This is a genomic window from Nocardia sp. NPDC059195 (genome assembly GCF_042754695.1).
GTDB lineage: Bacteria > Actinomycetota > Actinomycetes > Mycobacteriales > Mycobacteriaceae > Nocardia.
Map to the genome: position 1 here is coordinate 1 of NZ_JBHZBG010000042.1, position 25,372 is coordinate 25,372.

Here is a 25,372-nt window from a genome sequence, read left to right on the forward strand (position 1 = left end):
GTCTCAGGCCAGCAGATCAGGCAGGTCGGGAAACCCGGGCCGGACAGGCGCCTTCGGGTTTTCGGTGTTGGCGGGCTTGTGGGCCTGCATCTGTATCCACCGTGCCGCAGTGGGCGGTGGTGGGCTTCCCGCGTACATGAAGGTTCCGGCCACGATGATGGACAGCATCAGGCACCAACCAGGTACCGAGGCGACGAGTACCGAGGTGGAGTCGTTGAGCGCGTGCGGGTAGCCACCTATGTGCAATCCGTTGCCGATCAAGACGAGCGCGATCCCGGCGCTGGCGACGATCTCGAACAGCCACCGCGCCCAGCGCGGGTACCAGCCCGGTGACGTGTGCACCCGGCAGTAGAGAGCCTGGATACTGACCGCGGTGACCGCGACCGGCCACACCGCAGCCTCCCAGCCCGACGCGCCTGCCAGGCTCGCCCACTCGACCCCGAACGACGCGGCCGCGGCGAACACCGCGACGGCGACGAACGAGAACGCCCTCTTCGACGGCGCCGAGATCGAGTACCGGTGGAGTGACTGCTGGCGAAGTTCTTCGCTCGACGGCGTTGACGCCCCCGAAAAGCCGCTTGTCTCAGTCATATTGGTGCTCCTGGTTGAGAAGGATTGGAGCATCAGTGTGAGCGCGGGCACCGACACCAACGGTCGTGTCGACGCTCGCTTGATGAGGTACGACACGCAAAAGCGAAGCCCAATCCCGCCTTTGCGGGTGCAGAACAGATCGCGGTGAGGGCTCGACAGCAGCCCGGGGTAATCAGCGCTCGCGTTCGAAGCCCTGCCCCGGCGATTCGAGGCCGTCGAAGGCATTGATCGGCGCGCGGGTGAAAGCGTTGGGTTGCGGACTCAGGATCGTCGGGTGAGCGCGGTCGTAGGCCTCGCGCTTACGGGCGGCGTCGGCGACGGCGCGGTCGATCTGATCGCGGTCAGTGGCCGCGCCGAGCAGGGTGTGGGTCTCGCGGCTAAGCATGTTCAGCCGGTAGTAGCGCTCCCCCGCGGCGACATCGACCCGCAACCGGTAGTCGAGATCATCGAGCTCCTCGCCGATCTCGTGTAGCCGCTGCTGGTCAGGGTCGAAACCGATCCGCTTCATCTCCGCGATCAGATCCCGGTACCGGTCTTCCAAGCTGCTCATCTCGATCCCCCTGTCATCGATGTGGCTGGTCTCACCCTACGCCGGAGGCGTTGTCCGACAAGCTCGCTCGGGACAGATCAGGTGCAACCGGCGCCGCGCGCATCAGGCTGACGGGGCGTCCTGGCACGATCAGCCCACCCGACCACCATCTCGACCACCGGAGGATCCCATGCCCATGCTGCGTCTACTCGGCACCGGAACCGCGGCCGGTGGTTTCGCCGCCCTCTACGACACCGACGCCGACCTGCTCGTCGTGCAGGGAGCCTCCACCCGTGACGGCACCGCGGTGCTGGTGCCGACCGAGTTGCTCGACTCGGTCGAACCCGGCACTACGCTGCTCGCCGAAACCACCACGGCCGCTGGCGTGGCCCTGGTCGCGGGAACTCCCGTCGACGACGAGACGCGCGAGAAGCTGCTGTTGGAGCCGAACGAGACAGCCGTCGAGGTTCCCAAAAACGGACAGTGAGCACCCCGGCCGCGCTCACAGGTGTTATCCGGTCGGGCGATTTCGCACCTACACTGCCTGCGCACGCTCGACAATGATCAACAACGCGGCGGAGGTGGGCATGAAGAAACCGTTCCTGTACCGGCAGCACCGCTACATCCACGGCGCGATCCTGGTCACCACCGATCCTGACGGCACCACCAGCTACGAGAAGCGTTGGCCGTGCTCGAACTGGCACTGCCCCGAGCAGTTCCACACCAGCATCGAGTGCCCGATCCGCAGCGACCTGCCGGGATTTCGGCAACCGCCGATGTCGGACTCGGCCCGGGTCCTGGCCAAAGTCCGGCGCCGCGAAGCCAGGCGCATCGGCCGCGAAGCCCCGTGGGTCCACCAACTGCGTCTGGCAGTGTTCATCATCGCGGTTATCGTGCTGTTGGCGATGATGCTCGCCACCAACTGACCTCACACAGAAGTAGGCCCAGCCGGGAAAGCTTCCGGCTGGGCCTACTTCTGTGTGAGGTATCGGGTGGTCAGGGCAGTTCTTCGTGGATGTGGGCGGCTGCGTCGGTGAAGTAGCGCACGCACCCGGAGGCGGTGACGTGTTTGCGCCACTGCGCGGTGCGTTGGTAGCCCGCATCGGCCAGGGCGGCATCGAGGGCGATGAGCCCGTCCTTGGCGCCGGCGGTCGCGGTGACCGATTCCCAGAACGCGGTGACCGCGCGCCCGGTTTCGCTGCCATCGACCGCGCTGTAGAAGATCTCCCAGCCGAAAAGGTCAGCGGCACAATCACCGTCGTCGAGGCGTGCGATCACATGCAGCTCGACAGTGCTCGCGCTCACCGGCGCATCCCCCGACTGGCCGCGACCACGGTCTCCTGGACTGGCGCAGGCACCGGATCAGGACTCGGCGCTGCCGCCCGGTCGGTGCGGGTTCGGCACGCCCGCGCCTGCCCGGTGGCGGCCGTGGTGGTGTTCTGGGTCGCGGCCTGGTCGCGGTCGGTGACGATCTTGTCGACCCGCACCGGCCATTGCGCGCGCCGGTCGGTGATCGTGGTGCGAGTCTGCGCGGCCGCTTTCGCGCTGGTGTCGACCATGGTGCGGATCTCGGCCATGGTGTCGCGGTCGACCCCGGCTCGGCCCAACGCTTTGCCCAAGGCGTTGCGCTGGGCGAGGAACAGCTCACGGCTCTGCTCGACGGTGCGACTCGACCCACCCCGAGCGACTGTCCGGACGGTGTCGTCGAGTTTCTCGCTGGCGGTAGTGATCACCTTGTGAACAGGGTTGTCGGGGTCGATGTTGGTGGCGGCGGTGACGCGCTTGCTCACCTCGCTGGGCAGGTTCGGCACCGCCGCGTCGATGACGGCGGACTCGCGCAGGGCGTCGACCTCGGACTTGGTGCGTTCGTCGAGGAACAGCAACTCGGGCAGCTGGTCGCGGGTCAGGACACGGCCGGTCTCGATGTCGGCGAGCAGCGCGGTGAGTTGGTGGCGTTCGGTCGATGCCAGGCCACGGCCCTGGGTGATGGTGTCGTGCAGGGTGTCTCGGGCGGTGGCCATGCGGTGCAGGCGGGTCTCGATGTCGTCGTTGACACCGAGCTCGGACGGGTCGGGGTGGATGTTGTCGACGATGTAGTCGGCTTCGGCCCGCTGTGCTTCGGCGTCGTTGAGGTAGCGGAGCAGCGAGTCGGTGAACTTGTCGCGGTCGACGTAGTCGGGCCACACCCCCAGATCCGGTTTGTTCCCATCGCGGATGTTGCGGCCGATCTCGCGCACGAGCTGCTGATCTTGCGGGGTCATGACCGCGATCTCGGTGGCCATCTCCTGCGGTGCGATGCTGCCGCCGGCGTAGAGGTCGAGCAGCTCGGCCATCCGCCCGCGCGCTTCCTCGCCGGGGTCGACCGAGACCGGTGTGTTCAGCAGATCCACGTCGGTGACGTCGCCGCGCAGGTAGTCGACCGTCACGTCCAGGTAGGCGCGGGCGTCGGCCGGGAGCGGCAACTCGGCGAGCTCGGCCCGCAACTGCTCACGTCGCTGGGCTTGGTCAGCGGCGTGGCCTTGCGGATCGCGGTAATCGACACCCGGACCACGCCAGCGGTGAATCGCTTCCATCACCGGGCCTTTGACCTCGGCGTCCAGACCGGAGGCCGAGACGATGTCGATCACCGCTGATTCCCGGTCCCACAACACCGCCGCTTCGTCGAAGGCCTGCCGTTCGGCGGCGTCATGGGCGGGGTCGATGCGGACAGTGCCCTTGTCCGCATCGATGCGCACACCCCAGTCGTGGGCGTAGGAGCCGACCAGCTTGGTGACCTGATCGCTGGCCACCTCCAGCTCCTGCCGCCACTCCAACGCGTCGGTCAGCCTCAGCGCGACCTGGTCGCGGTTGGCCCACGGGATCGGCTGGGACAACCGCTCTTTCGCGGCCGCGGCTTGCTCGGCCAGCAGCTCGGCGAGCTCTTCGACCGACGCCGTGCCCTCCCCCACAGCGATCTCCTGCTCACGGGTACGGCGCTCACGCCGGTACCGGGACTGGTTCAACGCCACAATCGCGTGCAGGTGCGCGGTGCGCTGGGCATGCCCGACCGGCTTGACCTTGGTCGAGACAACCGACGCATCGTCGATCTCGTCGTAGCGTGGCTTCCACTCCGGGTGCTCACCCAGCAGCGGACGCGACGCGACCAGGTGGGTATGCAGTTCGCGGCGCGCGTAGTCCACGACCCAGCCGACACCCTCGGCCGGGCCGACAGCGCGTACCGGCGCCCCGTCGACCTGGCCGACGAACAGCCCGGGTGTCGCGGCGTCCTTCTCGGCTTGGATGAGCTGTTCACGCAGGTAGTTGGCGTGCTGCAGAGCCGTCAACTCTTCGACTTCTTCGGTGGTGGCGATCCGGTTGTCGGACATGGGATTTCCTTCCTCGGTGACCACGGTGGTGGTCCAGGCGGCGCCGGGATCTCCGGCGGTGGTGAGCTGTTGTTCGGTGACGCCGCGGCGCAGGGCGGCGGCGAGTTGATGCGCGCGAACCGCTTTCGCGACCGCGACCAGCTGGGCAGGGGTCGCGAACCGTTTCGGCGGGGCGAGGCGGGAGTCGTAGAGGTTGGCGACCAGGCGGCGGCCGCGGCGCTGGCGCACCGTCACCGCGACCGGGTCCGCGCCGTTGGGGCGAAGACCCGCCGCCCGAAGCTGACGGCGGGTCATCAGATAGGCAGGAGCGGTCTTCCACTCGTAGCTGTCGCGGGTGTCGTGCTGGTCGGACATGATCAGGTCACCCGTTGGTCAGCGGCCGCGGCCGCGACCCTTGCTCTGCCCGTTGTCCTGCTCGGGATGCACGCCATAGGCGTTGGACCGCATTCCCCCTGCCCCGCCACGCTGGGTGGGCTGGGCAGCCGCTTCGGCGGGGGCGGGTTCGCGCCCGGACTCCGCGGCGACCTGCTGCAGGATTTCGTCGGCGCTGAGCCCGACCTGCTGCAACCCGCGTTTCATCGCTGCGGCGCGCTCGTGCGGGTCGTAGGAGTGCTGCACTTTGGTCGGCATCCGCTGCTTGGCGATCCCGTCCTCGCGCCCACCCCACACATCGGCGATCCGGCGGGCCTGCTTGCCGTCGATCGCGGCTTCCTCGCGCGAGGCCTCGAACACGCCTCGGACCTGGTTACGCAACGCCTCGGGCACACCGAGACCGGACAGGTGCACATCGAGCTTTTCCAGGCGCAGGGACTGCTCGTGCTCGGTCAGCGAGATCCGCCCCGAACCCAACTGCACATGGGCATCGACGACAGCGGAGACCTGGTTGCGGGCCCGGCGCACCGTCCCTTCCGGAGCGGCGGAAGATTCCAGGACCCGTTCGACCTTGCGGCGAGTCACCCGCGCGTTATCGGAGGCGTAGACCTGCGCACGGGTGTGATCGGCGTGCGCGGCGGAACGGTCATCAACGAACATCAACGCGGGCACCTTCGTCTTGCCCGCATGAATGTCGACCAGCACCGCACACAGCTGGTCTTTCTCCAGCGGGTGCAAACCCTCGCCGTGGGCGAGAACGTCGGTGATCTTCTTCTTGTTGGCCGCGGCACGCTTGACGACACCGTCATCGGCGACCGCTTCCAACGACCCACCCTCGGCGGTGATCCGTTCGGCCTGGGCCGAGAGGACCGCATACATCTGCACGGTGTCAGCCAGCTCAGCGCGATCGACGTGGTTGGGCCACAACGGCTTGAGCCTCACGTCCGGGTTATCGCGGATCGCGACACCACGCGCCCGCGCGATCTTCTGATCCTCAGGGGTCAACACCGAGACCTCACCGGCCAGACGCTCCCGGATCCCGTCGGTCGGCCCGCCGGCGCGCAAGGCGTCTTGGTACCGGACCAGCAGCCCATCGATGCGCGCCTTGGCCTCTTCCCCAGCATCGACGAGCGGAGGCAGGCGCCGCATCTCCCGCGTCGCCATCGCCGTCTCGAAGGTCGTCGCGCCCGAAAGCGCCTCCACCGAACCCGGCTGTCCGAGGTAAGCAGCAACGAGGCGGATCTGATGGCGCACAGGCTGTTCGACCTTGGCACCAGCCAACTTCTTGGTCAGGGCGTCGAGCTGGGTAGCGCCCGGGTTGAGCCGCCACGCCTCGACAGCGGCATAGATCTCGGTCTTGGTTTCCTCCGACAGGTTTGGCTGACGGGCGATCATCTCGACCATCCGCTCCTGGGCCGTCTTCACCCGGGCACCATCGGCGCGCTCACCCTCGGCGGCCTTGAGCGCGGCCGCCAACTCCGGTGCCGCGGCGACCTGCTCGGTCGGGGACACCTGCCCGGTCGCGAGGTCGATCGTGAGCCCGTAGCGGGTCTTGACGTGGGCGGCCATGCGCGCCAACCCGTCCTGGGCAAGCGGTGACTCGGCCGAGACCGTGGCCGCGTCCTTGATCAGCGCGGCGAGCTGTTCGCGTCCGACATTGTCCAGACCGGAGTCGAACGCCTTCTTCAGCTTCGCCTCGATCGCCTTGCGCTGGATCTCCTGGCGGTGCTTCTCGGCACGTTCGTGCTCGGCACTGCGGGCAGCTTCGCGTTCGATGTCTTGTCTGCGGCGCTCGGCGGCGGCCAGGGCGGCGGCCATCACCTTGGCGAACAGCATCTGCACGAACTGTCCCCAGTGCCTGCCCATGTCGCCGAGTTCGTCCGAGTGCTGCACGGGGGCCTCACCAGAGGGCATCAGCAGGTAATCGGGCATATCGGGGGTTCCTCCCAAAGTGGGTGAGGCGGTGGCCTCGGTGGCGGGTGCGGGAATCGGGGTGAAAGGGTCCAGGCCCGCAATCGGGACCAGGTCAGCGATCTCGTGACCGCATTGCAGGTGGTCGTGCATGTCCTTGCCGGTCGCGGCACCGACCACGCGGACCCGTTGCGCGATACCGGTGAGGCTGTCCATGACCTTCTCGGCGCGGCGGTAACCGGGGCCGTCGTGGTCGACGACGATCACCACGGTGTGCACCCCGGCCAGGTGTTGGGCGTGCTCAGGGGTCCACGACAGCGCCCCGCCGACGTTGGTCGTCGCGGTCAGACCGGCGGATTCAGCGGCGTGGACATCCTTTTCGCCCTCGCAGACATAGATCACGCGGTCGGCGTCGTCGATGGCTTCACGGACCTGGGGCAACCGGAACGGGATCCGGTCGAAGCCGTGGTGCTCCCACCGGCCGGTCTCGGCATTCCAGGCCCGCTGGCTGAATTCCTTGCCGCGCCCGCCCTCGAACGCGGCCTCGCGGCGCTGCACGACACCGGCGATAGTTCCGTCCGCGCGGGCGTACTCGTAGGCCTCGACCATCCGCCAGCTCGACTTCTGACGTCCCAGCTCCGGCTTGTGCGACATCGCCGGTAGGTCTGCTGCTTCGAGCGCCTGCTCGGCCCGCGACACCACAGGGGCGGGCTTCACCGCAGGTTTGCCGACCCGGCGCCCCGGCGCGGCGGGCCGGTCGTAGAGGTCTTTGACGTCCAGGTCGAGCTTCTCGAGGACCTGCTCGTCGGTGCAGCCGGCGTAGCACTTCACCTTGGTCTTGGCCATGTCGTCGAGGTGCTTGACCGCCAGCGACGGGCGATGACGTCGACCGTCGTTCTCATGGACCGGGCAGCAGAACTGTGTCCACGTTCCGGCCCGGCGCCCTGGCCCCATCTTCTTTTCCAGAGCAGTGGTGATGGTGACCCAGCTACGCGGGCCTTGCTTCGGGGTGGGCGCGGCGCTCATATGAACGGCACTACTTCACGCGGTTTGCGGTCAGGGTCGAAGTTGTTGGGCACCAAGATCTTCGACCCGGGCATCTCCGTCCACCCGTCATCACTGACACCGGGGATCGTGCGAGCGTCAGCGACACGCGAGTCGGCGGGAACGGTGGGCAGCACCCCGTAGAGCGGCTGGTGTCCATCGCGCGTCGAGCAGTGCTTGAACGGGCCCTCGCCGTCGAAGATCCGCGCCATCATCGGATCGAAGTGCTGCAGCCAGAACTGCGACTGCTCCAGGCCTTTGCCCAACCGCAGCTTCTCGAACGCCATCCACAGCGCGGCGAAGCGGCTCTTGACCTCGCCGTGGCGCCACCACTGCGGGCACCACCGCAACTTGCCGTTGTGGGCGGTGGCATCGCGACGGTAGGTCACCGCCACGTAGTTCTCGACGAAGTCGACGACGTTGGCGTAGTGGGTCTTCGGCGGCGCAGGCTCGGCCGCCGCATCCTCGCCTGCCTCGTCGTCCTCGGTGGCGGCCGGGGGGTTCAACGCGATCTCGACCTGGTGGCGCGCGGCTTCGGCCATCTCCGCGCGGGCCTCGTCGGTGAGCATCTCGGTGAGTGCCTCTTTGGCCATGGACTTGGCCAGCACATCGAGCTCGCTGTCGACCGCGCGTTGCAGGGCGGCATTGAGCATCTCGGTCATGTTCTCGGTCGTCATGCGGAACGGCCTTCCTGGTAGGTGTCCTCGGTGCCGTCACCGCGACCGACCACACGTAACGGCGCGGAACCGGTCACTCGACGGCGTTTACGGGTCTTGTTCGAGTCCGAAATCTTGGCGTTGGCAGCCTTTTCGGCGGCCTTGATCGCGTCGCGGACCTCGGGGGCGTAGTCACGCTCGGTCCAGGGCACGGTCTTGATCAGCACCGCAGCTCGACCGGAGGTGAACACCACCGCGCGCCCACGCGGCAGCGAGGTCAGATCCGAGCCGGTCATGGTCCGCTCGGTGATCCGCGAGGTCGACACCGACTTGTGCCCGCCCTGGCTCTTGGATGTCGAGGAGACCTGCTCGTAGTGGTCGCCGATCAACTCCGAGCGGTCACGCAAGAAGCTGGCGTCATCGAGCCCGCTGCCCAAGACCTTGATGTTGGCCGCCGACCACAGCGCCTTCATGCCCTCTTCGCCCCAGCAGCGCACACCCTGGGCCCACGACTGCAGAATCGTCATCACGACCATTCCGCGAGAACCGAAGTGCGAGTACTGCTTCGGCAACGACGGCCACTTGACGATGTTGGCGGCCTCGTCGAGCACCAGCAGCATCGGAACCGGCAGGCGACCACCGGCGTGCCGGTTGCCCTCCACCGCTCCCGCGTCCGCGACCGCGGCCGCCAGCGCGGTGACCAGCGGGCCCGCGTTGCCCTCGGACTCACCCGAGAGCAGGAACAGGGTGTCTTTCGAGGTCACGAACTCGTCGGCGTAGAACGCGGTACGCGGTGCGTCGTTGGGTCCGGGAGGGGTCACCCACCGACGAACGTGGGAGAACTTCAACGCCTGGGCCATCTTCTTGGCCGTGCCGAACACACCGGCGCGCTGCTCATCTCCCGCAGTGGAGTAGTGCGCGGACAGGCCGGTGAAGAACGACTCGAAACGGCCTGACGCCGCATCGAGGATCCGCAGCGGTGTCTCGTCGTTGGGGGTCGTCACCCACCGGTAGGCGTCGGTGATCGGGCGCTGATCGACCGCGGCCGCCAAGAACAACCCCGCGAGAAGGTCTTTGCCTTCCGGCTCGAAGAACGGGTCACCGGAGCCGAACTCGCCGGTCGCGGCGAAGATCCCGGCCAGCTCGGCGGCGCGAACCTCCGCACCCTCGCCGTCTTCGGTTCCCCAGATCCATTCCGTGGGATCCCAGTACCAGCTCGACTCCTCCCCCGCGATGTTCTGGGGGTCGAACACCCAGGAACGACCGCCGGTGCGCTGCTCACGCAACGCGCGGGTCGCATCGACCACGTCGCGCTTGTTGCTCGTGGCCACGACCGGCCCGATCGCCTCGAGGATGGCCGGGATGACCCGGGAGGTGGACTTACCCTGGCGTGGGCCCCAGATGTCGAGGTGCAGGTCCTCGTAGGAGCCGTAGAGCTCGGTGTCGTCGATCACCGCACGCCCGATCAGCACCCCGGGGGCGTCACCGCTGGCCAGGACCACACCGAGGGTGGCTGCCATCGTCGCCATCGCCTTGCGGCTCAACGGAAGCAGCTCTTTGCCACGGGCCATGTACCTGGCGCGGGCGTCGACAGTTTCCTTGTTCTTGCGCTTGGTCTTGGGGCGTTTGCGTCCGGCCTTGAGGTCGGCGCACTTCTCGCACAACCGGCCCCATGCCCAGGCTGAACCCAACGCGGTCGCGGCCAGGCCGGCGACCAGGGTGACCGCACCACCTGTGGCGGCGGTGGTCCACTGGACCTGGCCGCTCATCAGCTCGATCGTGAGGTGCAGCGGGTGCAGGGTGATGTCCTGATCGGGCCCGCCGTAGAGGGCTTCACCGATCCGCAGGCTCGCGCCCGCTCCCTCGATCAGCCCGAAACCGGCACCGACCGCGATCAGCGACTTCATCCCGTTGTCGTCGTCGGACCCACCGCTGGGGGCCTTGATACTGCGGTCCATCACCGGACCCCTTCCGAATCGCTGGCCACTACGACGCGGGTCGCGCCGTCATGGCCGTGAATGGTCTGGATGTCGGTCAGACACGACGCCTGCACCGTGGTGCGCACCTGGCCCCGCCAGCGCATCGAGACCGTGCCGTCGGGCCAGATCACGCCGTCCGCGACGACCCCCGTGCCGCTGAAGCCGGTCGGGTCGTTGTCGCGGTGAAGCTCGAAAAGAACTGGTCCGGAGCAGGTCTCGTACGACATCAGGCCGCCGCCTCACCCACACCGGGCAGCTGCCCGGTCGCGGCGATCTGGGCCAGCTCGGCGAGCGCCACACGGCGGCCGCCGCCTTCGTTGGGCATCCGCACCGCCGCGACCACTCCGAAGGTCAAACCCGCTGTAAGGGCCCAGTCCGCGCAGGCACGCAACCGCGGGCAGCCCGCGCAGATCGCCTTCGCCTGCAGATCGGCGCCGGGGATGCTTCCGGGGAAGAACACCTGCGTCGGCACGGTCGAACATGCCCGGTCCGGCCACTGATCAGGGCTGATGTTCTGGAGCTGAATGTGGATCACCGCACACCCCCAGTCGGGGCCACGGCGCTCGTCGGGACCGCACCGGGCGTCACGTCAACTGATGGGTAATCGGCTGACGGGAACGCGACGCAAACCAGCACCATCACGAACAGCGCCACGGCGATAAGCAGCCCGAATACGAAGCGGATCACCGCGCACCCCCAGTCGGGGCCACGGCGCTCGTCGGGACCGCACCGGGCGTCACATCGACCGAGGGGTAATCGGTCGAGGGGAACGCGAAGCAGACCAGCGCCATCACGAACAGTGCTGCGGCTACGAACAGCCCGAACAGGGCGAACATCGGCCCGACCGGCGAACCGGTCCCCATCGGGATGATCACGTCGTAGGTGCGGAATGTCGGGCGGCTCATGACGAAACCTCGGACAGCTGTACGTATCCGAGCGCCTCAGCCGAAGTCATGCCGATCGCAGCGGCCCAACGCTGCACTTCGAGCTGGGCAGGTGCGACCGCGATCTGCATCGCTGCCTTGGCCTGCGCCTGGGTGAGCGTGCGCCCAGGCAAGAAGTCGACAACCCACTCGTTATCACCGACGTACACGGCGCGATGCTCGGTCACTTCCGAGGTCATGCGGCCGTCGACGACCTGCACCGCAGGGATCGCGGGAGTCGCTGCGCGCCGCCAGATATCGCGGCTCCAAGTGGTCGGGATGTTCATCAGGACCACGCCTCGCGCTCAGCGGCGGTCATCGGCCACTCCAGCTGCAGCACCCGCAGCACCGCGTCGAGGGCGTCCAGACGAAGGGTCTCGGCGTGCATCGCGATCAGGCGCCACACCATGTCGACGTTGGGGTTGTCCTCCCACAGCAGCGGGCCCCACTGGTCGACGATCTCGGCGATCGCGAGCCCGGCGAGCGCCTGCGGGACCGTGACCAGCTGCTGCGGAAGCAGCGACAGCTTCCACATCCCCTGCTCGTACTCGAAGGCGACGTGCTCGGTGCGAGTGGCGATCAGCCACTGGCCCTCTCGATGGATCGTCATCTAGATTCCCATTCGTCATTACTGATATGTTGGTAATGATCGTAATGACGAAGTCGGGACATGGCAATAGCTTGTCTTGTCCGTACTTACGGAGATGATGGAGAGCATGAGCACGCGACCAAGATGGAAGATCGTCTACGACGAGCTCCGCGAGCAGATCGTCAGCGGCAAGATGCAGCCAGGCGACAAGACCCCGACCGAGGTCGACCTCATCGACCAGCACGGGTTCAGCAGGCCGACGATCCGCGAGGCATTCCGCCGCCTCGAGCAGGAAGGACTGGTCAGCGCCGCGACAGCCGGTATCGGCCGCACTGTCCGCAGCCGCGACCTCATCACGTGGCATCTCACGAAGTTCGAGCTCGGCGCGTACACCGACGACCCGGTCAACCGGGTCGACCAGTGGGAAGCCGACGCACACGCCGACGGCTGGCAGACCCGCCAGGTCGTCGCCGGCGTCGCCGAACTGCCCGCTACAGCGCAGGTGGCCCGCTACCTACAGTGCAAGCCCGGCACCCTGCTGCTGCGCCGTCGGCGGCTGCGCTACGTCACGAAACCTCAAGTGCCCGAACAGCTCGCGATGATCGCTGACACGTGGACACCGCTCGACATCGCGGACATGACGATCGACGGCGTCGCCCCGCTCCGCGAAGAAAGCAACGTCGTCTACCCCGGCGGCATCTACCGCGCGCTCGGCTTCCGCCAGGTCCAGTTCTCCGACGAGATCACCGTCCGCATGCCTGAGCCTGACGAGGCGGAACTGCTCGAGCAGCAGCCCGGCACCCCGGTCGGCCAGCACGCTCGCGTCGGCGTCGACGCAAGCGGGCGCCGTGTGCGTGTGCTGCTCAGCGTCTTCTCCGGAGACGCGCTGCGGCTCAAGTACGACCTCTACGTCCCCGAGCACCGGCCCGCCACCAACGGAGCCAACAAACCCGCTGAGAGGAACTCCTGATGACTACTGAGCCCGACCGATACGACCCCACCGGCGCGGCCGCGATCTGGGACCGCGCCGCCGAACTCGTCACGGCCATGCGCGATCCGGAGCTGTCGACCGACTGGAACACCGGCCTCGAACAGGCAGCTCGCGCGCTGAACAACGAATCCCGCGGCATCCGGCAGGACGGCGGGATGTACTACCGCACCATCAGCGGCACGGGCGTCGGGGTCAGCAGCAAGAGCGACGGGGCGGCCGCGATCTGGGACCGCGCCGCCGAACTCGTCACCGCCATGCGCGATCCGGAGCTGCCGACCGACTGGAACACCGCGCTCGAACAGGCCGCTCGCGTGCTGAACAACGGGTCACATGCCAGCACAGGAACTGGGCCGACCAGCTAGCTCGATCGCGTCTCCCCCTCGACGTCGACCCTCGATGAAAGGACTTCCATGCCGGACTACGTCTGGTACGCCGCCTACGGCTCCAACTTGCACTCCAGACGGCTGGCGTACTACATCGAGGGGGGAACGCCGCCCGGCACCGGGCACACCTACCCCGGATTCCGCGACAAGACACCACCTTTGAAGACCCAGGCGCTCACCCTGCCCGGCACCATCTACTTCGCCTGGGAGAGCCCAGTGTGGACCGGTGGTGTCGGCTTCTACGCGCCCGACCACCAACGACCCGACTGGCCGGACAACGCTGCGATGCACGGCTATCTGCTTACCACCAGCCAGTTCTCGGACCTGCTCACCCAGGAGATGTATCGGGAACCCGGCGCGGACATCGACCTCACCGAGGTCCTCATGACCGGCCGATGTCAGCTAGGGCCGGGGCGGTACGAAACGCTCGTGCTCGCAGACGAGCTCGAAGGGATTCCGGTGCTGACCTTCACTTCGCCGTGGGATGTCCACACCGTCGAATTGCGGTGCCCCTCAACTCGATACCTTGAGATGATCAGTACAGGGCTCCACGAATCTCACAAGTGGTCGGCGCCGGAAATCCGTGACTACCTGGCAGTACGTCCCGGTGTACGAGGCGAGTGGGCTCCTGGCGAACTGGCCGAACTCGTAGTGCGGGCGCTGGAATTCGGTGGGGCCGAATAGATTGCTTCAGTCGAAGCGGCGTGTCGGCGCGCAAACCTCGCCGAGAACGTATAGATCTAATCGCATGGCTAGACCAGTGACGCTTCCGCCAGCAAAACCAGTCGGACTGAAGTTGTCCCTCGAGGTTATCGAGGCGATTGACGCCGCAGTCGAGGACTCTGGGCTGAACAGGCGCGCGATCTACGAAATCGCGCTGCGACAGCTGCTCGGTCTGGATCCCTACCCCGGCGCACCCCGCGAAGGCGATGTGCCCCCGGGACAGCTTTCGTTGGCTAGCTAGCACACCAGCTGTGTGAAACGTGCTGGGAGCGACTGCTTCCCAGCACGATGATGCAGCGCGTACACACGATTATGAAGGAGAACCGCGATAGGCGACTGACCACAGGCCTCTGAGCCTGCACTCACAACTCAAAAAAGCGAGAAACCCCCGGCAGGCAGGCCAGGGGCTTATGTCTCGCCCCTCAAATGAGAGGCCGCGTCTTGCACGACAGGTCTCAGGATAACGCACGTCCGCACACATTTGTGTGTGGACACGCTCTTGACAGCACAGAACGTGCGTGTACGTATCCTGATCAGCACAAACACGACTACCCCGCCCCACTCCCCACACTCGACGACGCCGACAAATGGCTAGCGCTGATCGAGTCCGCGATCACCGATCGCTACCGCGGATCCAGCCCCACCAACCGGCGTCGTGGGCACATCAAATGCCCGCCGACGATCCGCCGTGGCCACGTTCGCGGGCACCAGTGCACCAACCTGCACCCCGGCCTGGTCGCAGCGTGGGGCGGCAAAGAAGCTGCCTGCCGCCGCGTGTGCCGGGTCCGGCTCGATCCCCGCAACAACGACGAAGACAGCGTCGGTGCAGTGGCGTGCTGGTTCGATCGCGCGACCTATCTCCAGGCCGCGGCCGCCGCGTACGACCGTCGATACCGGGGCGTGCGCCCGATCCTGGTCAAGCGTCGCGGTGGCACGACCGGAGGGGGCGTCGCCAAGGGGCCGTTTATGAAGGTCGTGGAGGTGATGGCGGCCGTCGTGGACCGCAACACCGGGCGCGGGTGCTTTCTGAGCAACTCCCAGCTCGCCGAGCGGACCAGTCTGTCGTTGACCACCGTGACACGGGTGCGCCTGGCGATGCTGCTCATGGGCGTCGCCACCGAGGTCATGCGCGGCCGCCAGCGCACGCGGATCGAGCGGATGGCCAGCTGGCGCGTCGGTGACCGTGCGCGTGGGTGGGCGTCGGTGTGGTCGCTTCACCCACCACGCGCCGCCGGGCCTGTGGATAACGGTGGGGACAGCATTCGCCCAGGTCAAACAAACATGGCTACCCATCCTGAAAGGGGCCGGGTTTTCCCCGCAGCCGAGAGATTAGATGGGTCTTACGTAGGCAAAAGCTGTGGAAATCGCGCTTCGCGCAGCATCGACAAGAGCGGGCGGCGCGAAGCGAAGCCGAGGCCGCCTCAGGAGGCGCTTGTGCTGGCACTCAGGTGGCTCGGAGACGCCCGAACTCCGGTATGGGCACGGCGATACACCGCAGACGCATGGGCGCACGCTCTGGCGCCAGCAGCCGAGAACGGTTGGACGCCAGAAGATCTCAACGAGTCGATTCACCCCGGCGCCGACCCACACTGGCCCTTGGCCTACGTGCGCGCGATGCTGGCAGCCGTGGACCTGCCGTACCCGCCCCACGTTCTGCGCTCGATCGCCGCGCTCCAAGAAGCTCAGGCCCAGGCCACAATCGATCACGCCGTCGACGCAGCAGTCTCCGCAGCCAAGGCCGCGGCGGCCACCAAGCGAGCTTCGACCCGCGAGGCCGCTCTCGCCGGTGACGGCCGCCGGGCAGCGCTGGCAGAATCCCGTGCGATCGCGGACGCCGCAGCGCAGCGGCGCGACGCCGGTGAGCGATTCGACCACCGAGGACACTGGCGACGCCTCCGCGACGAGCGTCAGGAAGGCAGCTAGCGCAGGCACACGCGACCGCGCGGCCGCCACCGAAGAAACCCCGGTCGCGAGCGTGGTCATGCGGACGAGAACCGAGCGTTTACCGCGGTAAACGGTTCGGTCAGTCGGTCCGGGTGCGGATTGCCTGCTCGACGAGCATCACGTTGAGCGCCGCAACAAGCTCGCCGAGCTGGCCTTGGTCGAGGTAGCCGGTCAGTGCGGCGGCCAGGGTCTCCGGCCCAGCACCGAATTTCTTGAGCGCCTTGGTGACTTGAGGGACCGAGGCCGGCGCAGGAACCTTCGGCGGTTGCTCAGGCTTGTCGGCGTCGGGGGAGTTGGTGGCGAGCCAACGGTCGACCTGCTCCTCGCGAGGGACTCGAGCGAGGCTGCGAGCTACCCGCACCGCGAGATCGCCGCGCCTCAACGCGTCCTGCAGCTCCGGCGCGAGCTCAAGCAGCGCACGCCGTTGGGACACCCAGCCCTTCGACCTTTTGAGCTGCTCGGCGGCCGCGGCGGCGGATCCGCACTCGGTCACCAGAGCATCGACCGCGCGGGCCTCCTCGAGCACGTCGAAGTTCTGCCGGTCGACATTCTCAGCGATCGACACAGCCAGCAGCGTCGCCCGGCTGGCAGCGACCGCGTCCTTGATGACGAATTCCAGCTCGGCGCACCCGTACTGCTGTGCGGCCGCGAGGCGGCGACACCCGTTCACGACGATCCACCGGGCGCTGCCGATGTCGGTCTGGTCTTCGGGGTAGAGCTGTAGGTACGCAGCGCGGGTGATGACCAGCGCGGGCTGTAGCTGGATCTCGGCGATCGAGGCAAGCTCGGTCAGGTCGCCGAGATCGATGCGCGGATTGCGCGGATTCGCGACCAGATCGGCCAGTGGCGCCGATGTCGGTGGCGTCGCCCGCCGCCGCTGGGCCGCCTCTTTGCCGTCGACGGGGGAGTGGTCGCCTGTCGCCTCGGTCAGGTCGGCGAGGTTGATGCGTGTTCCGCCCCGAGCCATCACGACACCCGCAATTCGAAAGCGAGCTTGAAGAAGTCCTCACGAGCACGCATAGCCGTTCCGGAACTGGCGTACTCGGTGACGACCTGCCCGTTGGCAGCGGCCCGCGAGTGAACTTTGTATCGGCGAACCACGGTCCGGGCGCTCGACCACTCGTTGCGCGCCATGAACTCGAGGGTCTCGTCGCGCTCGGCCTCACCATCCCGAGGGTCCCAGTTGTTGAGCACGACTGTGTACTTGAGGCCGCGTGGGATGACGACCTTGCGGATCGTCCGGACAGTCGGGTCGAAGCTCAGCGGTTCCGGCGTGATGGGCACGACCACATGGTCTGCACAGTCCAATACCGCGCGTAATGCGTCCGCGGCTGGGCCTTCGCCGAGCGGGTCGCTCTTGTCGCCGGCCGGTGCCATGTCGATCCACCCGGGGGTGTCGACGAAGACGTGATTGATGCCGGGGAGATCGCGCAGTCGGCGCAGCCCGTCGAGGTCCTCATGGGCTTGTACGACGTGGAACGGCAGGTTCTTGACCCGCGAGCCCCACCACACCGCCGATCCCTGTGGGTCGATCGATACCGCAGCCACATCGGCTGGGTCGTCCTCAGCTCCGGGACGCGCTGCGACTTCGGAGGTCACCGCTGCCAGGTTCACGGCCAGGGTCGACTTCCCGACCCCGCCTTTCTGGTTCAGCAGGACATGCACGTACGCCATTCAGTTCTCCTCCGCGGCTTCACCCGGCGTCCCCGGGCTACTCGGATGCTTCGCAGCATAAGACCGCCACCCGGCCAGTTCTCGTCGAAACGCGCCTCGTGCCGATCGGTGCGACGGGGCACACGAACGGGTGTCGCCAAAGAACCAAATCGTTTTGTTTCGTTAAAACGTATCAGAAAAACGATTTGAAAACGTATCGAAATTGACGAATTAAGCGTAGAATCGAGGAATGACCGATCAACCAGAGATCTCGCCCGGCGCCGCGATCACGGCCGCCGCGCCGCGGCTGTGCCAGTTCCCCACCGCCTACGACCCCGAAGCCGCTGAAGCTGCGGCCGACCCGTGGGTCGTGTGCGGCCGCCCGCTCGACGACGTCGCGCCGCGACCGGGCCGCAAACCCGAGTACTGCGGGGAGAGCCGCATCGATCCGGACGGGCATCAGCGTCGTCACGACCGCGCCGGGGCTTTCACTCGCAAGCGCGAGCTGGAGCGGGCCGCGCTCGGCAAGGCCGCGCCTGTGCAGCGCGATCGGCCCACGCCCCGGCCGGTGACATCGGCGCGCGCGTCGCTGGCCGACCTGCTGGCACAGCTCGAGATGGTCGCCGCCGGACACCGTGAGCAGATGGGCGGGCTGCTGGACCGGGTCGTCGACGTGGTCGGGGCAGCTGGGGATCCTGACGCCGCCGTCGCCGAAGTCACCTCGATGCGCCGCGAGGCCCAAGCAGAAGTCGAGACCGCCCAAGCGCGTGCCGACGAAGCAGAGGCCGACGCCAACGTCGCGCGCCGCCAGCGGGACCGCGCCGTCGAAGACAAGGAACTCGCCGACGGCGTTGCCGAGGACGCGCTCGCCGAGCGGGACCAAACACTGGCAGAGGCCGAACGCAGCATCGACGCCATCCGCGCCGAAGCTGCGACCGAGGTCGAGGAGATCCGCGCCCAGGCCCAGGCCCAGATCGAGGAGATCCGTCAAGCGGAAACCGCCCGCGTCGAGGCCGCCGAAGCGCGCGCCGCCGCTGCTCAGGCCGACGCTCGCGCCGCCGAGGAACGCGCGACCGCCGCCGAGACCGCCGCCGAGCAGGCGCGGCGCGACGCTGCCGAGCAGGTCGATACCCTCACCCGCGACCACGCCGCCCGCGTCGAACGCGTCACCACCGACGCAGGCGCCCAGGTGGCCGCCGCTGCCGCCGCCCAGCAGCGCGCCGAGTCCGCCGCCACGGCCGCCGACACCCGCGCGGCCGAAGCCCGCACTGAGCTTGCCCAGGTCAAGACCGATCTGTCAGCGGCGCGCGAGCAAGCGCGCGAGGATGCCACTGCCGCCCGCGAGGAGATCGCCGGACTGCGCCGCGAACTCACCGACGTTCGGGCTGAGGCCCGCGCCGAGCGTGAGCAGCAGCGCGCCGACCACGCCGCCGAGATCGCCCGCGTGCAGCAGGCCGGTGAGGCCGGCGCCGAGGCGCTGCAGCGCGCACTCACCGCGGCCGAGAACACCATCACTCGACTCGAAACCCAGATCGCCAACAGCACCGCCGAGAAGGAGACCCGCTGATGTTTCGTCAGTCCACCACCACGATCACGACCCGAAAAGCGTCGACCACGACCGACCAGCTGGTGGCCGGTGCGCTGCCGGACCGGGTCCAAACAGCACGCGAGCGGCTCGAGCACCAGTACGACCCGGCGCTGCTCGAAGCGCTCTCGGAGCGCGAGCTGGCCCAGGACCGTGAGCTGGCCGAGTTGGTGCGTGAGCATCAGCGCGCCGAGCAGCGTGCCCGCATCCGCGCGGCCGCCGACGCCGCCGAGCGTGTGCGTGAGACGGCGAAGTCGCTGGCGGATCGGGAAGCGACCGATCTGCTGCGTGCGGCGCAGGCGGTAGGGGAGCAGCGCCACAGCAGCAGCCCCCACGCCAAGGTCGCCCGACTGCACAAGCGCAAACCGCGCGTGCTGGCCCTGCTCGTCGGTGTGGTGGCATTTTCGATGCTGTTCTCCGCGGTCACCGTGCAGCAGAACATCGCGCCCGGGCTCGATGTGGCCAACCCGATGTTCTGGTTGTCCTACGGTCTGGAGGCGCTCATCTCCGCGGTGCTGGTCGCGCTGATGCTCTCGACGAGCGACACCTCCGAGTGGGACGTCATCGACGAGGGCAAGCTGCGCCAGGTCTACCTCGTCGAGGCCGCGCTGCTGCTGGCCTCGATCGGGCTCAACACCTTCCCCTACGTCCGCGCCGGCGACGTGTACGGCTTCGGTATCCACGCCATCGCGCCGGTGATGATCGGCGTCGCGCTCATCACCCACCGTCTGGTCGCCGAGCGCTACGGCAAGGCGATCGAAGCGGCTACCGCCGCGATCCCCGATCACGAAGATCTCCAGGCTCGTCTCGTGGCGCTGACTCAGGTCGGTGATGCCGGGAACCGGATCGTGCCCGCGATCCTCGCCCCGACTGCTACGGAGCAAGCTGCTATCGAGCGCGAACGCAGCACTGCTCCGCAGCAGGACACCGACGAAGCGGAGCACCCGGGGGCCTCTGTTGCGGAGCACGAGCGCAGCACTGCTCCACACAGCAGCGCAGCACCCGCCGCGCCCGGTGCTGCGCAGCATCACACCGATGCTGCGCAGAGCAACCCAGCAAACGGTACGGAGCAGAACCCCGTCGCCAACGCCGTGGCGGTCGAAGAGGTCAGTGAGTCGATGACAGAGGTGCTCGCCATGCGCAGCACCGTGCAGCACCCTGCTACGGAGCAGGCCGCCGATGAGTTCTCCGGCGACCCGCACCACGACGAGTTCGGCGCGTTCCTCGAGGTCACCGTGGTCGCTGACGACGGCGCAGACGCCCCCGTCGCTGTCGAGACTGGTCGTGCCGCCGACACGGTCATGGTGTCCGCGCCCGCCCAGAACCTCACCGCGGTCGAGCCCGTCGTCGTGCGCAGCACGGGCACGAAGCAGTCCGTGGAGCACGTTGCGCCACAGCCTTCAGCTACTGCTCCGTACCGCTCCACGGAGCAGCGGAGCACGAGTGCAGAGCACGCGCGGAGCACCTCCGTTGTTGCGGAGCAGCCAGCGCAGCACGAGCGGAGCAGCGCCCCGACTACGGAGCAGAGCGGCGATGCTGCGCAGCGCTCTACGGAGCAGGCCAACGACACCGAGCCGGGGACGATCCTGGCGGAGGTGCGGGAGTTGGCCGGCGCGGTGAAGGATGCGACGCAGTCACGCTCCGCCGTGGAGCGCATCGCGACCGTGCTGGCACACCACGACGCGACCGGTGACGCTCCTAGCCGTGTCGCCCGCGATCTGCACATCGGCTTCGCCCAGGTTGAGAAGTGGCTCAACGCCGCGGCTGAGATCCGACGCGATCGCACCGGCGCCCGCGTCATCCACCTGCACAACGGCTGACACCCAGCCACAGAAAAGACGAGACCCCGGCGGCGCTTATCCGCCGGGGTCTCGTCGTGTCCAGACACTACTAGGGCGCGAGCTGACGACGTCGTACCAGCCGCCTGGCGAGCTCGTCGGTCTGGAACCGGCGTCGTCGATTCCGCCCGAAAAGTGAGTTCCGCCGGTGCTCGGCCGCGCTGGAAATTTCGGCGATGAGGTCCGTCTCCAAAGCCGACCGAGCACCTGTGTTCGCGGTACGATTAAGTCAGGCCCCGGCAGAGCAAGGTAACACTTACGACGTCGTAAGTGGTTTGGCCCTCGCGGGGCGAGGGAACCACCCGGCGGGTGGGCGCTGCGCTGGGCTGTCTGGCGGAGCCTGAGATGGAGGTGGTGGCGGTGAGCACGGAGGCGTCGTCGAGCACGTTGCGCTCGCAAGAGATCGAGCGTTCGCGTGAGCGCCGTCGCCGCCCGAACGCCGTCGAGGGAGCGGGCTACAAGCGGGTCACAGTGCGCCTGACCGCAGACGAGTTGGCGACGGTGCGAGAAGCCGCAGACGAGGCGGGCATGTCGGTGCCGGGGTACCTGGCGCAGTGCGCGCTCAATCCGGTCGGTGCTTCGGTGACGAAGTCGGGCAAGCCGCGGCCGTGGCTGACGTGGCCGAAGCGGTTGGCGTTGCAGCGACTGCTGTTGTCGGCGGCGAGCGCGTTGCACGTGATGCGGCTGGAGCAGGTCGCGCCGGTCGGGTCGAACATCAACCAGATCGCGCGCATCGCGAACAGCACGGGCTACCTCGATCCGGAGCGCGGTGAGGAACTGGACCTCGCGCTCGAGGAGTGGCGTGCACTCGATGCGGACATGCGTGAGCGCGGGGCACGGATCGAGCAGTTGGCCAAAGATGTGACGCGCCGATGATCGCGAAGATCGGGCGCGGCCAGAAACTCGGTGGGCTGCTCGTCTACCTGCTCGGCGAGGGCGAGCACAACGAGCACGAGCACCGCCACCTGATCGCGGGCTCACCGAGCGTCATGCGCGCGGATTGGATGGTCGATTTCCACGGGCCCGAGGCCAAGCGCGCCGCGCGGGATATCGCGTTGGAGATCGCGCGCGAGATCGACCTCCCGCGAAAGCTGTACGGAACCGCGGTGCGGATGAAGGCCAAACCGGTTGCGGTCGGTGCGCGTGGCCACGGCGTGGACGTCGTCGAGCGGCCCGGCAAGGGCGAGGCCGGGGTGATGCGGGATGCGCCGAATTGGCATTGCGTGCTCGCGGCGATGCCGGGCGAGGAACTGTCTGACGAGGTGTGGGCGCAGATCACTCACACCTTCATGGACGAGATGGGATTCAGTGCGACCCCCGACGCCAAGCGTGCGCAGGCGCGGTGGGGTGCGGTGCGGCACGGGCGGTCCGGTGAGCACGGCGACGGCCAGGACCACGTCCACATCGCGGCGTCGCTCGTGCGTGAAGACGGATCGAAGGTCTCGACCTTCGACTACGGGCCCGGCAAAGCCAAAGGCGACTGGTCCCGCGCCGAGGAAGTCTGCGTGCTGATCGAGCAGCAGTACGGGTTGAAGGTCCGCGCCTCCCGCAAGGAGGGCGGGGAGCTCTCGGCCAATTCCCGCGCCGAGATCGAGCGCATGGCACGCGATCAGGGTGCTGAGACCGAGCGTGAGCGTTTGCGTCGGATGGTGCGCGCGGCCGCGGTGAGTGCCGACAGCGAGGTCGCGTTCGTGCGCGAGCTGCGGGACGCGGGGATCTCGGTGGTCCCGCGCTGGGCGGCCGGCGGGAAGACCGACGTGGTCGGCTACTCGGTGCGGTTGCGGCACGGCAATACCGAAGCTGGGCCGTGGTGCGGCGGCGGAACGCTGGCCAAGGACCTGAACTTGAACGCGTTGCGCGAGCAGCAGTGGGAGGACTCCCCGGAGTCGCGTGCTGCGGCGGTCGCAGCGTGGCTGTCGCCGAAGACCACCGGTGAGCGTGCTCGGCGCGGTCTCGACGAGGCAGAGCTGTGGCAGCAGGCCGCGACCCAGTTCGGGCAGTGGCACCAGCATCTCGGCGAGATCCCGCGTACCGATCGGGCGCGGTGGGCGTGGGCGGCCGGGCAAGCCGCCGGGGTGTTCGCGGCATGGTCGGAGAAGCTCGAAGGTGAGCAGCCCGGTGCGCTCGCCGCGGCCGCGCAGGAACTGACCCGGTCGGCACAGCTGCCCAAGGGCGAGCGACGCTACCGGCCGTCGTCGACGGAAAAGCATCTCGGCGATCTCGCGAAGCTGCTGATGTCGGGAGGTTCGACGCGGGCGGAGTCTCATGGTCGCGAGAGCGTCGACGTCACGGCGGCGGTGTCAGCCGCAGTTCTCGCGGCACTGTTGCTGTTGCTGTTGGCAGCGATCGCGATCCTGCTCGAGGTCGCGCGAGCGCACCGTGCCCGGGGCGAGCTCGGTCGGGCAGTGGCGTTGGAGGGTGTGAGCACCACGCGCCTGTCACCGCTGAGTAAGCGGTGGGAGGCCCAAATCGATGAGCGCCGCGGGCACGAAGACCGCGACATCCGCGACATCGGCGTCACACCCACGCCGGAGCGGCACACGGACATCGCGGCGGCGAAGACATCGAAGCTGAGCGAGATGCTGAACAAGGCGGCGGCTGCGGCGAGCGCTCCGTTGACGCCACCGTCGGCGTCGAACGCACGCAAACCCGCGCGGCCGCGTCGGGTGTTCTACAGCGAAATGACGGCGGAGCAGAAGACGCTGATGCGGGTCAAGGCGACCACCGACGCCCAGTTCGCGTTCCGCGATCTGAACGTGCGCGCACTCAGCGACGAGGACCTGGCGCAGGAGCTGGCCGAACGAAGGGCCGAGTTCGGCATGTTGGTCCGCGACCTCGACGAGCGCAAAATCGAGGGGCCGCGGACTCGGCAGGCCAAGGCCGACAACGCCGAGCTGGCACGCAAGGCCGACGCGATCGAGCCCGCACTGCAGGCCGACCAGGCCGCCAGTGAGCTCACCCGCGCCGAGAAGTACCTCTACGCTGAGCTCGCCAAACTCGACACCGCGATCGAGGAGACCCCGCGCCGGAAGTTGCTCGCCCGCAAGGCGCTGCAGGACCGAGCCGAGCGGGCCGAGACCGAGCTGGCAGAGGTTCGCCCGCAGGCCGAACAAGCGCGCGGCGAAGCAGAAGCCGCGGCCAAAGCCACCGGGTCTCCCCAGCACGAGTGGAACGAGATCCTTCGGGAGTCGACCCCGGCACGGGAGCGTCACCGGCTCGAAAAGGCCAAGGAGCAGGACCGCAATGAATTCGTTGAGGACCGCGGCTACCTGCGTGATCTGCAGCGGACTCTCGATCGTGTCGAAGCCGAGAGTGAGCGGCGTGAGAGGTTGACTCCTGAGCAGCGCGCGGCCGATCAGCGGCGTGCTCGCACGGCGCCGAAGGGACCGAAGAAGTCGACGGAGACCGGCTACAAGATGCCGTACCAGCCACCGCCGGACCTGGGTCGCGGCCGCGATTCCGGACCGAGCTTGTAGCGGTGGAAGGGCTGGCTTACCCCCCGGCCTACCCCCTGGCCGTGGGTCCAGTACCTGGGCTAGGGGGTAAGCCGGTACCTGGGCCAGGGGCTAGGCCAGGGGCTAGGCCAGGGGGTAAGCCAGGGTCGCTGGGCTGCTGACCAGCGGTGTTTCTGTTCTGCCCCGTCACCTTCGTTCGCGGGCTCCGATTTTGAAGACCACCCGCTCTCTGCGTACCTAGACAGAGGGTGGTCTTCAAAAGTCGGGGACGGGGCAGAACAGAAACACAAGATGAAGTGAGTTGAATGTGATGGAAGGGGAAGGGGGCCGGGGGCTGCGGTCGTCGAGTTCGGGTTGGATCGGCAAGTCCCAGCGTTGGCCGGCCTGGCATACGGGCTGCCGCGCCTGCTTCGCGGGCTTGCCTCACGATCTCGGGTCGCATCAGCGGTCCGAGGGATCGCCACTTAGATAATCCAACCGGTTACCTTGCTCGCCGGAAGTCATCGACATCGCCTCATCGGCGACGACGGATCACCCCTGCCCTAACCATTGCGCCAAACAGTGTTTCGGCGGCGGTGGCCGTGCTCGAGTGCTCCCCGCCGGATAACTTTCCCTGCCCGGCTTGCTCAGCCAGACCGAGCAGCACCTCCCGGACGCTGCGCGGTGAACTGAGCACCAACGCCACCGCCTCTCGGTGCGCGGCCGCTCGATCTGTCGTCGCGGATCTCGGCTGATCGGGCACGACGGGGGTCGGTTGCGCTGTGGTCCCGGCGTCACGATGCGCGGTCCACAGCTCGTCGATGAACGGTTTGAGTCGTGAGTGCATCCACTGCTGATGCTT

24 protein-coding genes are annotated in these 25,372 nt (G+C 67.7%); 10 read left to right on the plus strand and 14 right to left on the minus strand.

The features are described from left to right. Positions 1-3: 3 nt before the first annotated feature. The gene (locus ACFXKN_RS31525; protein WP_379434454.1) at positions 4-591 is read right to left on the minus strand and encodes a hypothetical protein; all 588 of its coding nucleotides are present in this window, start codon (positions 589-591) and stop codon (positions 4-6) included. A 172-nt stretch (positions 592-763) separates the two neighbouring features. After that, complete coding sequence (locus ACFXKN_RS31530) at positions 764-1,141, minus strand: hypothetical protein (protein ID WP_379434456.1); 378 nt, start codon at positions 1,139-1,141, stop codon at positions 764-766. Positions 1,142-1,310: 169 nt separating this feature from the next. Here ACFXKN_RS31530 and ACFXKN_RS31535 point away from each other — a divergent pair, with 169 nt between their 5' ends. Both ACFXKN_RS31535 and ACFXKN_RS31540 read left to right on the plus strand, forming a co-directional pair. Next, positions 1,311-1,607 (plus strand): hypothetical protein, encoded by a 297-nt coding sequence (locus ACFXKN_RS31535; protein ID WP_379434457.1) that lies wholly within the window; start codon positions 1,311-1,313, stop codon positions 1,605-1,607. 100 nt (positions 1,608-1,707) lie between these two features. Next, positions 1,708-2,046, plus strand: a complete 339-nt coding sequence (locus ACFXKN_RS31540; protein ID WP_379434459.1) for a hypothetical protein — start codon at positions 1,708-1,710, stop codon at positions 2,044-2,046. Positions 2,047-2,116: 70 nt separating this feature from the next. Here the strand turns inward: ACFXKN_RS31540 and ACFXKN_RS31545 are convergent, their stop codons facing one another. From ACFXKN_RS31545 to ACFXKN_RS31590, 10 genes are all read right to left on the minus strand, one after another. Continuing rightward, entirely contained in the window at positions 2,117-2,425 is a 309-nt protein-coding gene (locus tag ACFXKN_RS31545) for a hypothetical protein (RefSeq protein ID WP_379434461.1), read from the minus strand. Continuing rightward, positions 2,422-4,839, minus strand: a complete 2,418-nt coding sequence (locus tag ACFXKN_RS31550) for an RRQRL motif-containing zinc-binding protein (protein WP_379434463.1) — start codon at positions 4,837-4,839, stop codon at positions 2,422-2,424. Before ACFXKN_RS31550 ends, ACFXKN_RS31545 begins: the two co-directional genes overlap by 4 nt. Before the next feature lie 18 nt (positions 4,840-4,857). After that, positions 4,858-7,794: a toprim domain-containing protein gene (locus ACFXKN_RS31555; protein WP_379434465.1), complete on the minus strand. Its 2,937-nt coding sequence runs from the start codon at positions 7,792-7,794 to the stop codon at positions 4,858-4,860. Then, positions 7,791-8,489: a DUF4913 domain-containing protein gene (locus tag ACFXKN_RS31560; RefSeq protein ID WP_379434467.1), complete on the minus strand. Its 699-nt coding sequence runs from the start codon at positions 8,487-8,489 to the stop codon at positions 7,791-7,793. Before ACFXKN_RS31560 ends, ACFXKN_RS31555 begins: the two co-directional genes overlap by 4 nt. Continuing rightward, positions 8,486-10,426 carry a type IV secretory system conjugative DNA transfer family protein gene (locus tag ACFXKN_RS31565; RefSeq protein WP_379434469.1) on the minus strand — a complete coding sequence of 647 codons (1,941 nt, stop codon included), beginning with the start codon at positions 10,424-10,426 and terminating at the stop codon, positions 8,486-8,488. The genes ACFXKN_RS31560 and ACFXKN_RS31565 overlap by 4 nt, the downstream gene beginning before the upstream one ends. After that, positions 10,426-10,674 (minus strand): hypothetical protein, encoded by a 249-nt coding sequence (locus ACFXKN_RS31570; protein WP_379434471.1) that lies wholly within the window; start codon positions 10,672-10,674, stop codon positions 10,426-10,428. The genes ACFXKN_RS31565 and ACFXKN_RS31570 overlap by 1 nt, the downstream gene beginning before the upstream one ends. Further along, positions 10,674-10,982, minus strand: coding sequence for a WhiB family transcriptional regulator (locus tag ACFXKN_RS31575; protein WP_379434473.1), 309 nt, complete (start codon positions 10,980-10,982; stop codon positions 10,674-10,676). The genes ACFXKN_RS31570 and ACFXKN_RS31575 overlap by 1 nt, the downstream gene beginning before the upstream one ends. Before the next feature lie 148 nt (positions 10,983-11,130). Next, complete coding sequence (locus ACFXKN_RS31580; RefSeq protein WP_379434475.1) at positions 11,131-11,352, minus strand: hypothetical protein; 222 nt, start codon at positions 11,350-11,352, stop codon at positions 11,131-11,133. Continuing rightward, positions 11,349-11,657 carry a hypothetical protein gene (locus ACFXKN_RS31585; protein WP_379434477.1) on the minus strand — a complete coding sequence of 103 codons (309 nt, stop codon included), beginning with the start codon at positions 11,655-11,657 and terminating at the stop codon, positions 11,349-11,351. The genes ACFXKN_RS31580 and ACFXKN_RS31585 overlap by 4 nt, the downstream gene beginning before the upstream one ends. Next, entirely contained in the window at positions 11,657-11,980 is a 324-nt protein-coding gene (locus ACFXKN_RS31590) for a hypothetical protein (protein ID WP_379434479.1), read from the minus strand. Before ACFXKN_RS31590 ends, ACFXKN_RS31585 begins: the two co-directional genes overlap by 1 nt. 106 nt (positions 11,981-12,086) lie before the next feature. Between ACFXKN_RS31590 and ACFXKN_RS31595 the strand changes: the two genes are divergently transcribed. From ACFXKN_RS31595 to ACFXKN_RS31610, 4 genes are all read left to right on the plus strand, one after another. Beyond that, positions 12,087-12,929, plus strand: a complete 843-nt coding sequence (locus tag ACFXKN_RS31595) for a GntR family transcriptional regulator (RefSeq protein WP_379434481.1) — start codon at positions 12,087-12,089, stop codon at positions 12,927-12,929. Next, entirely contained in the window at positions 12,929-13,312 is a 384-nt protein-coding gene (locus ACFXKN_RS31600; protein WP_379434483.1) for a hypothetical protein, read from the plus strand. The genes ACFXKN_RS31595 and ACFXKN_RS31600 overlap by 1 nt, the downstream gene beginning before the upstream one ends. 48 nt (positions 13,313-13,360) lie before the next feature. Further along, positions 13,361-14,017: a histone deacetylase gene (locus ACFXKN_RS31605; RefSeq protein WP_379434485.1), complete on the plus strand. Its 657-nt coding sequence runs from the start codon at positions 13,361-13,363 to the stop codon at positions 14,015-14,017. A gap of 813 nt (positions 14,018-14,830) precedes the next feature. Beyond that, positions 14,831-15,979, plus strand: a complete 1,149-nt coding sequence (locus tag ACFXKN_RS31610) for a hypothetical protein (RefSeq protein WP_379434487.1) — start codon at positions 14,831-14,833, stop codon at positions 15,977-15,979. A gap of 100 nt (positions 15,980-16,079) precedes the next feature. Here ACFXKN_RS31610 and ACFXKN_RS31615 read toward each other — a convergent pair whose 3' ends face one another. Beyond that, the gene (locus tag ACFXKN_RS31615; protein WP_379434489.1) at positions 16,080-16,967 is read right to left on the minus strand and encodes a ParB/RepB/Spo0J family partition protein; all 888 of its coding nucleotides are present in this window, start codon (positions 16,965-16,967) and stop codon (positions 16,080-16,082) included. Further along, positions 16,967-17,674, minus strand: a complete 708-nt coding sequence (locus ACFXKN_RS31620; protein ID WP_379434491.1) for a ParA family protein — start codon at positions 17,672-17,674, stop codon at positions 16,967-16,969. The genes ACFXKN_RS31615 and ACFXKN_RS31620 overlap by 1 nt, the downstream gene beginning before the upstream one ends. A gap of 229 nt (positions 17,675-17,903) precedes the next feature. On the opposite strand from ACFXKN_RS31620, the gene ACFXKN_RS31625 reads away from it, so the two are divergent. From ACFXKN_RS31625 to ACFXKN_RS31640, 4 genes are all read left to right on the plus strand, one after another. Beyond that, positions 17,904-19,220 (plus strand): hypothetical protein, encoded by a 1,317-nt coding sequence (locus ACFXKN_RS31625; RefSeq protein WP_379434493.1) that lies wholly within the window; start codon positions 17,904-17,906, stop codon positions 19,218-19,220. After that, entirely contained in the window at positions 19,220-21,058 is a 1,839-nt protein-coding gene (locus ACFXKN_RS31630) for a hypothetical protein (protein ID WP_379434495.1), read from the plus strand. Before ACFXKN_RS31625 ends, ACFXKN_RS31630 begins: the two co-directional genes overlap by 1 nt. A 378-nt stretch (positions 21,059-21,436) precedes the next feature. After that, complete coding sequence (locus ACFXKN_RS31635) at positions 21,437-21,952, plus strand: plasmid mobilization protein (RefSeq protein ID WP_379434497.1); 516 nt, start codon at positions 21,437-21,439, stop codon at positions 21,950-21,952. Continuing rightward, on the plus strand, positions 21,949-24,552 hold the full coding sequence (locus ACFXKN_RS31640) for a relaxase/mobilization nuclease domain-containing protein (protein WP_379434499.1): 2,604 nt from the start codon (positions 21,949-21,951) through the stop codon (positions 24,550-24,552). Before ACFXKN_RS31635 ends, ACFXKN_RS31640 begins: the two co-directional genes overlap by 4 nt. Positions 24,553-25,372: the final 820 nt, after the last annotated feature.